The 11,457-nt window shown below is 62.9% G+C and carries 10 protein-coding genes and 1 pseudogene; all 11 read left to right on the top strand.

Annotated features, from left to right (window positions below):
• Positions 1–124: 124 nt before the first annotated feature.
• A pseudogene (locus C0Z16_RS36295) lies at positions 125–523 on the top strand (aldehyde dehydrogenase (NADP(+))); the annotation flags it as partial.
• A gap of 276 nt (positions 524–799) precedes the next feature.
• On the top strand, positions 800–1,123 hold the full coding sequence (locus C0Z16_RS39245; protein ID WP_322788922.1) for an oxidoreductase: 324 nt from the start codon (positions 800–802) through the stop codon (positions 1,121–1,123).
• Positions 1,124–1,384: 261 nt separating this feature from the next.
• Positions 1,385–2,140, top strand: coding sequence for a DeoR/GlpR family DNA-binding transcription regulator (locus C0Z16_RS36285; protein ID WP_102636758.1), 756 nt, complete (start codon positions 1,385–1,387; stop codon positions 2,138–2,140).
• A 526-nt stretch (positions 2,141–2,666) separates the two neighbouring features.
• Positions 2,667–3,755 carry a 2-aminoethylphosphonate ABC transporter substrate-binding protein gene (gene phnS / locus C0Z16_RS36280; protein ID WP_102636757.1) on the top strand — a complete coding sequence of 363 codons (1,089 nt, stop codon included), beginning with the start codon at positions 2,667–2,669 and terminating at the stop codon, positions 3,753–3,755.
• A 94-nt stretch (positions 3,756–3,849) separates the two neighbouring features.
• Positions 3,850–4,950, top strand: a complete 1,101-nt coding sequence (gene phnT, locus C0Z16_RS36275) for a 2-aminoethylphosphonate ABC transport system ATP-binding subunit PhnT (RefSeq protein ID WP_102636759.1) — start codon at positions 3,850–3,852, stop codon at positions 4,948–4,950.
• Positions 4,928–5,887 carry a 2-aminoethylphosphonate ABC transporter permease subunit gene (locus C0Z16_RS36270; RefSeq protein ID WP_102636756.1) on the top strand — a complete coding sequence of 320 codons (960 nt, stop codon included), beginning with the start codon at positions 4,928–4,930 and terminating at the stop codon, positions 5,885–5,887. The genes phnT and C0Z16_RS36270 overlap by 23 nt, the downstream gene beginning before the upstream one ends.
• Positions 5,877–6,740: a 2-aminoethylphosphonate ABC transport system, membrane component PhnV gene (gene phnV / locus C0Z16_RS36265; RefSeq protein WP_102636755.1), complete on the top strand. Its 864-nt coding sequence runs from the start codon at positions 5,877–5,879 to the stop codon at positions 6,738–6,740. The genes C0Z16_RS36270 and phnV overlap by 11 nt, the downstream gene beginning before the upstream one ends.
• A gap of 84 nt (positions 6,741–6,824) precedes the next feature.
• Positions 6,825–7,589, top strand: a complete 765-nt coding sequence (locus C0Z16_RS36260) for a phosphonate utilization associated transcriptional regulator (protein WP_244201506.1) — start codon at positions 6,825–6,827, stop codon at positions 7,587–7,589.
• Positions 7,590–7,646: 57 nt separating this feature from the next.
• Complete coding sequence (gene phnA, locus C0Z16_RS36255; RefSeq protein WP_102636753.1) at positions 7,647–8,936, top strand: phosphonoacetate hydrolase; 1,290 nt, start codon at positions 7,647–7,649, stop codon at positions 8,934–8,936.
• Positions 8,933–10,384: a phosphonoacetaldehyde dehydrogenase gene (gene phnY / locus C0Z16_RS36250; RefSeq protein ID WP_102636752.1), complete on the top strand. Its 1,452-nt coding sequence runs from the start codon at positions 8,933–8,935 to the stop codon at positions 10,382–10,384. Before phnA ends, phnY begins: the two co-directional genes overlap by 4 nt.
• Before the next feature lie 4 nt (positions 10,385–10,388).
• Positions 10,389–10,949 (top strand): phosphonate degradation HD-domain oxygenase, encoded by a 561-nt coding sequence (locus C0Z16_RS36245; RefSeq protein ID WP_102636751.1) that lies wholly within the window; start codon positions 10,389–10,391, stop codon positions 10,947–10,949.
• The last annotated feature ends 508 nt before the right edge of the window (positions 10,950–11,457 follow it).

Raw genomic sequence — 11,457 nt, 5'->3', positions numbered from 1 at the left:
TGTTCGAATGCAGGTCTATGCCACAATAGTTCATGTCGGTCTCCGCAGGGTCAAAGTGCGTTCGCAAACTGACTTTAACCCTCGTCGCATAACCGCGGCGAGGAGGCCGGCTACATGATCATCATTCGGTGCGGCGGCGCTCGTCGTACGTTGCCCGGACCTGGCGGAAATGCTGGCACTGGTCGAATCGCTCGAAGGGCAGTTGACTGCCGCCGTGCATATCGACGCTGCCGACCATGACAGCGTTCGCATGTTCCTGCCGGCGCTGGAGCGACGCAGCGGCCGGATTCTGGTAAACGGTTTCGGGACCGGTGTTGAGGTCGGCCACGCGATGGTTCATGGCGGCCCATACCCGTCAACCTCCGACGGCCGCTCTACCTCAGTGGGCAGTCTGGCGATCGACCGGTTTCTGCGTCCGGTGAGTTATCAGGACATGCCTGACGATCTGTTGCCGGATGCACTCAAGGAGTCGAACCCGCTCGCTCTGAATCGCAGGGTGAACGGATCGATGGGTCCGAATTGAGCCGCGGGTTTCCGTAGAAGTGGTAGTGGGCTGGAGCGCTGGGGTCCAGCGCTGGCGGCGAAACAGGCCGCCTCTTTTCCACGCAAAAGCGCTGGAGCGGGGTGAGGTGCAGTATGGACCGCTCGGCGAGCCGAGGCGCGAACTCTGCTGCTTTGCAAGGCGTCAGGCGCGCGATGCAGTCGCTCTCGTGGTCCTCACTCCGGCTCTACGCCTCGAGCCGCGAATCGAAGGCTTGCCGTGCCTCTTCAACTGCGCGATGTTGGCCAGTGTCCAGCCATGCAGCGCCTTGAATGGCTGCTTCAACGTGCGGCCGAGCGGCGTGGCAAGCCCCGCGATGAAGCCACGACCGGGGAAGCGATCGCGGATACCGTGGCCGCGGTCGCAGCAGCCGCGGCAGATGCCAGCCGCCTCGGTTTCGACACGGTCGAGATCCACGGTGCACACGGCTATCTCATCGACCAGTTCTTCTGGTCGGGCACCAACAAGCGCACCGATCTTTATGGCGGCGCCACGCTCAAGGAGCGCTCGCGCTTCGCCAGCGAGATCGTGGCCGCCACGCCAAGGCGGTGGGTCCCGACTTTCCGATCATCCAGCGCGTAAGCCAATGGAAGCAGCAGGACCTGAGCGTGCGTCTCGCACCCACGCCACCGGCCAGCCGTGGGGCCATCGTCCAGATTCTTCAGGTCATGCTGGTTGCGAACACCGATGCACAACAATTCCAGGTATTGGCCGCGTGTCAGCCGCACCGAAACTTGTCGTTCAATGTGGCCTGTGACGAAATCCTCACACCGTTTTCTCACCGTGTATGATTCCGGCGTCGCAGCTATCACAGGCTGATTCGATGCCAAGGAAACGTCCTCGATGCTCGCAGAACAACGTCACCAATACATCCTGGCGCAAGTCGCCAAAACTGGCGCGCTTTCGGTCGCTGAACTCGTACGCGAACTGAACGTGTCGCGCGAGACCATTCGCCGTGACCTGAACGCGCTGGCAGGGCGCGGCCTGCTCGTCACGACTCACGGCGGCGCGCTTTCCAGCGACCGCCGCGAACCCGACCTCGACACGCGCGAAGCCGCGAATGCCGGCGCCAAGCGTGCAATCGGCGAGCGCGCGGCCGAGTTCGTGCCCGATGGCGCGTCGCTGATCGTCGACTCCGGCAGCACGACGCAGGCGGTGGCGCGGGCGTTGCTCGACCGGCATCGCCTGTCGGTCTATACGAACGACTGGCGCATCGCGCTGCTGCTCGGCCGGCGCAACGACAACCGCGTCACGCTGCTGGGCGGCGAACTGTCCGACATTGAGGACGCCACGTTCGGGCTCGACACGGTCCAGCAGCTCACGCAATACCATGCGGACTTCGCGTTCATCGGCGCGGGCGGGATTTCGCCGGACGGCCATCTCACCGATTACAGCCGCATGGCCGCCGAAGTGCGCAGCCGCATGATCGCCGCCGCGGATACAGTGGTGATCGTCGCGGACCATTCGAAGTTCGGGCGCGTCACGCCGGTGCGCATCAACGGCATCGAGTCCGCACGTTATCTTGTGACCGAACTGGCGCCCGAGCGCACGCTCGGCAAGGCGATCACGGCGCATGGTCCGGAAATCGTGATTGCCTGAGCCGGCGTACATGACGGCCGACGGTGCGTCCAAGCTGCCTGGCGTTCCCGCCGAATGCGGAGCCGCTCCCATGGGGGCCGCATGAAGTGGCGGCGCAAGTCACTCATGCTCACTACAGCCACCCAGCGACGGCTACGTTAAAACCTCATTCAAAAGTTCTTGTGGCGCTCTCGCGCGGCTTGGCTATTATTGGCGAATTGTGTCGTTTTTTGGAATTCGACACAATGGTCATGGCGCTGTCATCGAAATGTGTGATCCTTGCCGTGCCCGTCCAGGCATGGCACGCAGCGCGAATGCGGTAGGCAGGCTGTAGATCAGGCCCGGCAACACCGAGTCAGGTTGTCGGCAATCTGCAATTCATGGACAGCATGACGGCCGGTTGCGAGCAATATGTTGGAAGCACGCAGACAACAAACACGCAAGCAGTACGCAAAGCGCAAACGGCGCGGCACAAGCGCCGTTTAATCACAAAACAGGTATCGGGTTTTCCCGACCGTCTGGTTTTTTGCCTTTCGGAGAGAGCGACATGACAAAGACAAATTCCCCTCAGGCCACGGGCCTCGCACGCAAACTGCTGCCCGCGCTGGTCGCCGCAGCCGTGTTCGGCGGCGCGGCCATGCAAGCCCATGCGGCCGACGCCGTGGTGCTGTACACCGCCGACGGCCTGGAAAACCTCTACAAGGACGTGCTGCCGGCCTTCGAAAAGAAGGAAGGCGTGAAGGTCAATATCGTTACAGCGGGCAGCGGCGAAGTGGTGAACCGGGCCACCATCGAAAAAGACCAGCCGAAGGCGGACGTGATCGTCACGTTGCCGCCGTTCATTCAGCAAGCGGATCAGAGCGGACTGCTGCAGGCTTATCAGAGCGCCAACTACAAGAACGTGCCGGCGATCGCAAAGGCGCCGAACGGCGCGTGGGCGACCTTCGTGAACAACTATTTCTCGTTCGCGATCAACCCGGAAGTCACGAAGAATCAGCCGAAGACTTTTGCCGATCTGCTGCACCCGGACTACAGCGGCAAGATCGCCTACTCGAACCCGGCCACGGCGGGCGACGGCATGGCCGTGATCATTCTGACGTCGTCGCTGATGGGCGAGGACAAGGCGTTCGACTATCTGAAGAAGCTCGAACAGAGCGCGAAGTTCCACACCAAGGGCACGGGCTATCTCGACGTGCTGCTCTCGCGTAACGAAATCGCGTTTGCCAACGGTGACCTGCAGATGGATCTCGACGACGCCGCGAACGGCGGTCTGTCGCTCAAGCCGGTGTTCCTCGCGGCAGCTCCGGGTGCCCAGCCGACCACGTTCCAGTTGCCGTACGCGATCGGCCTGATCAAGAACGGTCCGAACCAGGCGCAAGGCAAGAAACTGATCGACTACCTGATGTCGACGGACGTGCAGGCAAAGGTGCCGGACATCTTCGGCATTCCGGGCCGCACCGATGTGCCGCTCGCCGGCAAGAACGGCGACACGGTCAAGAAGGCGATTGCGGGTGTGAAGCTGATTCCCGTGGACTGGAACCAGGTGATGGCGAAGAAAGCCGATTGGACCGCGCGCTGGAAGAACGAGGTGATCGGTTCGTCGGGCAAGCAGATCGAAGTGGTCAAGCCGAAGTAAGCCGCTCTTCAGACGAAGCACGCAGCGCTTTCACGTATTGTCTTCGGTCGCCGGGGCGCTGCACGAGCATCAATCTTGTTGGAGGATGAATCCGGTGAATACGGCCAGTCTTGCTCAGCGAGGCGCGCTCGGCGCCTCACCGGAGGCGCTCGGCGTCGCGCGTTCAGACGCGCCCGGAGGGGTGCAGATCGACCATCTTACCGTGCGTTTCGGCTCGCGCACGGTGCTCGACGATCTGTCGTTGACGATCCAGCGCGGCGAGCTGCTTACGGTGCTCGGCCGCAGCGGCTGCGGCAAGACCACGCTGCTGCGCTTCATCGCCGGGTTTATCGAAGCGGACGGGCTGTCCGGCACGCTAACCGTTGCCGGCCACGATCTCACCCATGTGCCGCCGCATAAGCGCAATCTGGGTCTGCTGTTTCAGAGTTATGCGCTATTTCCGCATCTGTCGGTGTTCGAGAACGTCGCGTTCGGCTTGCGCGCGCGGCGCACATCGGCGAAAGACATCGCGCGACGCGTGGCCGAAGTGCTGAAACTCGTGCAACTGGGCGACGCCGGGCACGTGATGCCCGCGCAACTTTCTGGTGGCATGCAGCAGCGCATCGCGTTGGCGCGCGCGCTGGTGATCGAGCCGGACGTGCTGTTGCTCGACGAACCGCTCTCCGCACTCGACGCCAATCTGCGGGCGTCGGTGCGTTCCGAACTGAAGGCGCTGCATGAGCGCCTGCCCAATCTGACGATTGTCTGTGTGACGCACGATCAGGACGACGCGCTGGTGCTGTCCGACCGCACCCTGCTGATGCGCGATGGCCGCATCGCCCAGCTCGGCACGCCGCAACAGTTATACGACGCGCCTACCGACGCGTTCGTCGCGCGTTATCTCGGCGCGGCGAATCTGCTGCCGCCGCAGGTCGCGTTCGGCATGGACGACGCGCGCTACAACGAACGGGAGCGCGTCGCGTGTCTACGGCCGGAAGCGTTGCGCATCGTGCCGCTCGGCGAAGGGCAGTTGCGCGGCGCGATCACATCGGTCGAATGGTACGGCGCGGTGCTGTCAGTCTCGGTCGTGCTGGACGCAATACCGAACGAAGCGGTGCTGGTCACCATGCAGCGCGGCCACGGCATGATGCCGGAGAAGGGCGCGCGCGTTTCACTGCGTTATGAGGCTGACGATGTCGTCCTTATCAACCCCTGAGGCGCCGAATACGCTGAGTGCGTCGGCCGCAGCCACAGCCGCGGCGGACGCCCGGCGCAGCGCGAGCGCCGCCTCGCATCGAGCCGCGGTGAGACGCCGCGAGCGCGCGGCGCAATGGCATCTGTTGTTCATCGCCGTAATCGTGCTTGGGCCGCTCGTCATCTATCCGCTCGTACGCCTCGTGGCGCTGAGTCTGAGCGGGCCGCATGGCATCGGCCTGCAGGCTTATGCGGCGTTCTTCGGCAATCCGGAGACGCGCGGCGTGATCGGCACGACGCTGTGGATACTGTTCGCGAGCGCCGGACTCGCCTCGCTGCTCGGCGTGGCGCTCGCGTCGCTGCTGTTCTTCAAGCCGTTTCCCGGCGCCCGGATGGTCACGCGTTTTCTCGAACTGTTCGTGGCGTTCCCGTCGTTTCTGGTCGCCTTCACGCTGATCTTTCTGTACGGCTCGCAAGGCTCGGTCAGTATCGGCTTGCAGCGGCTGTTTCATCTGGAGACGCCGCCGCTCAATTTCCTGTTCGGCGTGGGCGGCGTGATTCTCGCCGAGGTCGTGTTCTACGCGCCGTTCGTTGTGCGTCCTACGTTGGCCTCCTTCGCCATGCTCGACATGCGTCTGATCGAAGCCGCCCGCAGCCTCGGCGCAAGCGGCTGGATGGTCGCGTTCAAGGTGATCTTGCCGCTCGCGTGGGCGGGCATAGCGGCGGGCACCATCCTGTGCTTTCTGCTGACGCTCAACGAGTTCGGCATTCTGCTCGTGCTCGGCAGCGCGCATCTGATCACCTTGCCGGTCGCCATTTACAGTTCGGCCACCGTCGACCTCGATCTGCCGACGGCCGCCGCGGGCGCGGTCGTCATGCTGATCATGTCCCTGTCGTTGTACGCGTTGTACCGCCAGGTCAACCGTCGCAAGGTGAAAGGAGCGGGCCATGGCCGTTGAACTCGATCCGACGGTGCTGCCGGTGATGCACAAGAAGGCGCGTCCGGTGCGCCGCAGTCTCGTCGTGCGGATGCTCGGCGGGCTGTTTCTCGGTTTTGCCGCGCTGCTGTGCTTCTGGCTTTTCGTGCTGCCGGTGATTGTGGTCGGCTTGTCGAGCGTGGCGGCCCATTGGTCCGGCACGATCCTGCCGGACGGCTTCAGCACGCGCTGGTTCGAGCGGCTCGGGTCGAGCGACTTCGACGCGCTGACGACGAGCCTCGAAATCGGCATGGGCGTCGCGGTGCTCGGCACGATTCTCGGGCTGTGGCTTGCGCTCGCGCTCGAAGGACGCGACCGGCGCGGGCTTGGCGCTTTCGTCGACACCATCGCGATGATGCCCAACGGCGTGCCGAGCGTGGTGCTCGGGCTCGCGGTGCTGATCGCGTATCACAAGCGGCCGGTCGATCTGTCGAGTTCCGCGGCGATCGTCGTGTTCGTACAGCTCGCACTGGTGCTGCCGTTCTGCTACCGGTGCGCGGCCGCCGCGTTGCGCCCGGAGCTGACCGTTCTGCGAGAAGCGGCCGCGAGCCTCGGTGCGCCGCCGTCGATGGTCCTGCGCCGCGTTGTGCTGCCGCAACTCGTGCCCGCGATCCGCGCGAGTCTTGCGCTCGGCTTCGCGTTGTCGCTCGGCGAACTGGGCGCGACGCTTACCGTCTATCCGCCCGGTTTTGCGACGGTGCCCATTGTTGTCGTGGGTCAGGTCGAGCGCGGTTACTACTTGCCGGCGTCCGCGCTGTCGCTGATTCTGCTGCTGGTGTCGCTGGCGGCGCTGCTGCTGATTGCGGCCCGTGTGCCGCGTCGTCGAATCGACTGAACCCGCATTTCCTCGTTGTCCTGCTTATGCGTCACTCGGCGCGCAGACATTCCGCAGACTTTGAGTGTGGCGAAATTTGTCAAAATGACCGAATATATGCAAACTGCTTCTGTCGATCCGATCGAGGTCGTGCGCAGGCATTCGCTGACGGCACTGGTTCGCGACGAAATCGAACGGCATATCGTCGAAGGCGAACTGGCGCCGGGCGACAAGCTCAACGAAGCTGACTGGGCAGCGCGCCTGCACGTGTCGCGCGGACCGGTTCGCGAGGCGTTTCGCGCGCTCGAGCAGGCGGGGCTCGTGCGCACGGAGAAGAATCGCGGCGTGTTCGTGCGGACTGTGTCGCTGGCGGAAGCGGATGAGATTTATGCGGTGCGCGCGGTACTTGAGGAGGCGGCGTGCCGCATGTTGGCCGCGAACATCGACGCGCGTCAGTTGGCGGTGCTGCGCGACTGGCTGGATGCAATGCGCGCGGCGCTCGATGCACAGGACCACGATGCATACGCGCGCGCGAACGTCGCATTTCACGATGCGATCGTGGCGGCGGCCGGCAATGTGAAGTTGTATGAGACGTATCGAAGGCTGGTGAGCGAGTTGAGTCTTTTCCGGCGTGCCGCGCTGGTGGTGCATGCCGATGCGATGGAGCGCTCGCTGGCCGAACATCGCGCGATTCTGACGGCGCTGGCTTCACGCGATGCCGGGCATGCCGCAGCGCTCATGCAAGCGCACGTGAACGGCGGCTTGCAGCGCGCGCATGCGGCGTGGGAGGAAAGCTGCAAAGCGGCGTCCAAAGCGGCGGGCCGTTCGGCGCGGCCGGATAGCACCGGCAACGGACGATTGAAGCGATGAGCGGGTTTTAACGCATTGGCTTGAGCACGCGTGCCCGGCACGCAGGGGACGGGAACCATGGTAAAGGCAAGCGCAAATGCAAGCGCAGAAGCAAACGAACGCACGATCGAAGTCAACGGCCGCCCTTACCGGCTGCCCTCGGAGCCAACGGTCGTGGTGTGCGTCGACGGCTGCGAATTCGATTATCTCGAGGCTGCCGTCGCGGCCGGCGTCGCACCGTTTATCGGCACGATGCTCAATGGCGGCGCGGCCTTCAAGGGCGACTGCGTGATCCCGTCGTTCACGAACCCGAACAACTTGTCGATCGTATGCGGCGTGCCGCCTTCGGTGCACGGCATCTGCGGGAATTACTTCTGGGACCCGGACGCGAACGGCGGCGCGGGCGCCGAAGTGATGATGAACGATCCCGCCTATCTGCGCGCCGGCACCTTGCTGGCCGCTGCTGCTAAAGCGGGCGCGGCCGTTGCCGTCGTCACCGCGAAAGACAAGTTGCGCCGGCTGTTGGGCTGGCAACTGAACGGCATCTGCTTTTCAGCGGAGAAAGCGGACAAGGTGACGCGCGACGAAAACGGTATCGACGAAGTGCTCGATCTGGTCGGCTTGCCGCTGCCCGACGTGTATAGCGCAGCGCTTTCGGAGTTCGTGTTCGCCGCCGGCGTGCGGCTCGCGCAAACGCGCAAGCTCGACCTGATGTATCTGTCCACCACCGATTACATCCAGCACAAATGGGCGCCGGGCACCGAGGGCGCGAACACGTTCTACGCGATGATGGACGGCTATCTCGCGAAGCTCGATGCGCTTGGCTGGGTGATCGGCCTCACCGCCGACCACGGCATGAACGCGAAGCACGATCCGCAGACCGGCGAGCCGAACGTGATCTATCTGCAAGATGTGCTGGACGACTGGCTCGGCGCTCGCAAGGCGCGCGTGATCTTGCCGATTACGGACCCATACGTGGTGCATCACGGGGCGCTCGGTTCGTTCGCGACGATCTATTTGCCTCGCGATGTCAGCGCCGCGCAGGTGATCGAGCGAATTGGGGCGCTCCAGGGAATCGAAGTCGTGCTCGACAACCGCGCGGCGTGCGAACGGTTCGAACTGCCGAACGACCGCGTCGGCGATATCGTCGTGATCAGCACAAAGCATGTGGTGCTCGGCACGCGGCGCGACGAGCATGACCTGTCCGGGCTGACCGTGCCGTTGCGCTCGCACGGTGGCTTGTCGGAGCAGGAAGTGCCGCTGCTGTTCAATCGGCGTGTTGAAGGACTGCCGGTCCCGGGCAGCGCTAAAAGACTGCGCAACTTCGATATCTTCGACGTCGCGCTGAATCGCGTGTCGGCATCATGAACACGACGCTGCGGGACCATCCGGCATTTCGGGCGGAAGTGCTGCGGCTCAAAGGCGAACGCGCGGCGCGGCCACGCTCGCTCGATGTCTTCGATCCTTACACGGGCACGCGGGTGGGGACGGTTGCGCTTGCCAGCATCGACGATGTGCGCGCCGCGTTCGAATACGCTGCTGCCTATCAGGCGAAGCTCACGCGCTATGAGCGCTCGCAGATTCTCGAAGGCGCGGCCGCGTTGCTGCGTGACAGAACCGAAGAGGCGTCGAACCTGATTTCGCTCGAATCGGGCCTGTCGAAGCAGGATTCGCGCTATGAGATTGGCCGCGTGGCTGATGTATTCAAGTTCGCGGCGATCGAAGCGTTGCGCGACGACGGCCAGAGTTTTTCCTGCGATCTGACGCCACATGGCAAGCGGCGGCGCGTGTTTTCGCAGCGCGAGCCGCTCGCTGGCGTGATCGTCGCGATTACGCCGTTCAACCATCCGATGAACCAGGTCGCGCATAAAGTTGCGCCGGCAATCGCGACGAATAATCGGGTGGTGCTCAAGCCGTCCGAGAAGGTGCCGCTGTCCGCGCTCTATCTCGCCGACATCCTGTACGAAGCCGGTTTGCCCGCGCCGATGCTGCAAGTACTGACCGGCGACCCGGGCGAGATCGCCGACGAACTGATCACGCATCCGTTGGCCGAACTCGTCACGTTCACGGGTGGTGTGGCGATCGGCAAATACATTGCGGCGAAGGCGGCGTACCGGCGCGTCGTTTTGGAGCTCGGCGGGAACGATCCGTTGATCGTGCTTGACGACGCCGATCTGGAGCGCGCGGCGACGCTGGCCGTGCAGGGCTCATATAAGAACTCCGGTCAACGCTGCACGGCGGTCAAGCGGATGCTGGTGCAAAAGCGTGTCGCAGCGGATTTCACCGATCTGGTCGTCGAGAAGACGCGGGCATGGACTTTCGGCGATCCATTCGATGCGGCGAATCAGATGGGTACGGTAATCGACGTCGCGGCGGCGCAGTTGTTCGAGGCGCGCGTGAATGAGGCGATTGCCGGCGGCGCGCGTCTGCGTATCGGCAATCGACGCAACGGCGCGCTGTATTCGCCCACGGTGCTCGACGGAGTCGAGCCGGGCATGACGCTGGTGCGCGAGGAAACTTTCGGCCCTGTGTCGCCGATCATCAGCTTCGACACGCTCGACGACGCGATCCGTATCAGTAACGGCACTGCATTCGGGTTGTCTTCGGGTGTGTGCACGAACCGGCAGGATGCGATCACGCGTTTTATCAACGAGTTGCGGGTAGGAACGGTCAACGTCTGGGAAGTGCCCGGCTATCGGATCGAGCTGACGCCGTTCGGCGGAATCAAGGACTCCGGGCTCGGCTACAAGGAAGGCGTTCAGGAAACGATGAAAAGCTTTACCAACCTGAAGACTTTTTCACTACCGTGGGAGTAATTTCGTGGCATTGAGTGTGAGCGACATCCGTTCCTTGTTCGAGCAATACGGCGACATGGCCTATAGCGGCGAACCGGTGACGCAACTCGAACATGCATTGCAGAGCGCCGCGCTGGCTGAAGAAGCGGGTGCCGGTGACGAACTCGTCGTCGCGGCATTTTTGCACGACCTCGGACATCTGCTGAATCTGCAGGGCGAGACGCCGACGGAGCGGGGCATCGACGATCTGCACCAGTACTTTGCGCTGCCTTTTTTGCGCGCCGTGTTGCCGGATGCGGTATTGGAGCCGATTCGTCTGCACGTCGATGCAAAACGCTGCCTCTGCGCAATCGACGACGCGTATTTCGGCCAGCTTTCCGCCGATTCGGTACGTAGCCTGGAATTGCAGGGCGGCATTTTCACTAGAGAGGAAGCAGAAGCGTTTGTGCAAAAGCCGTATGCGCAAGATGCACTGCGTTTGCGTAAGTGGGATGACCGCGCAAAAGAAAAAAACCGCACGACGCCGGATCTCCATCACTACCTTGATGTGGTGGAGCGCGTCGTGCGCAAGCGTGTCGTAGTCTGATTGGGATGGCCTGGTTCCTATTGGTTTCTTAATGGTTGTTGTGCGTTGTCTTCGCGCTTTTCTCTCGCAATTTCTATATGCGGAAATAACGCTTGCAAGGCGCGGACCGGCTCGCTAGAATCTCGCTCTTTCGTGCTCCGGACGCCGGGGCACGGGAAGCGGGAGAGCCAGCAGTGGCAAGGCTTCCAGCGGTGGCGGCAGGTTCAGTCAGTAAGAAAAACCTGTTGACGGCGCAGCGGAAGTTCTTCATAATCTCGTTTCTCTGCTGCAGATGCAGCGACGCAGAACGAAGTGGTGCCGGACAGGGTGGTAGCGGGCAGCGCGGGGAATGCGGACCGATCTTTAAAAATTAACAGCCGATAAGTGTGGGCGCTTGATGCGCGACGCGAGGTGGATCCTTCGGGGTCTGCCGTAAAGCGGAAGTATCAAGTCTCACACAGTAATGAAAGGAAGGTCAGGCCGTTGAAAGATGGCTGGACACTTCGTCAGTACGTTGAGTGAGCGACCG

The organism is Paraburkholderia rhynchosiae (genome assembly GCF_002879865.1).
Taxonomy (GTDB): domain Bacteria; phylum Pseudomonadota; class Gammaproteobacteria; order Burkholderiales; family Burkholderiaceae; genus Paraburkholderia; species Paraburkholderia rhynchosiae.
This window is presented reverse-complemented; position numbering and strand designations above follow the sequence as displayed.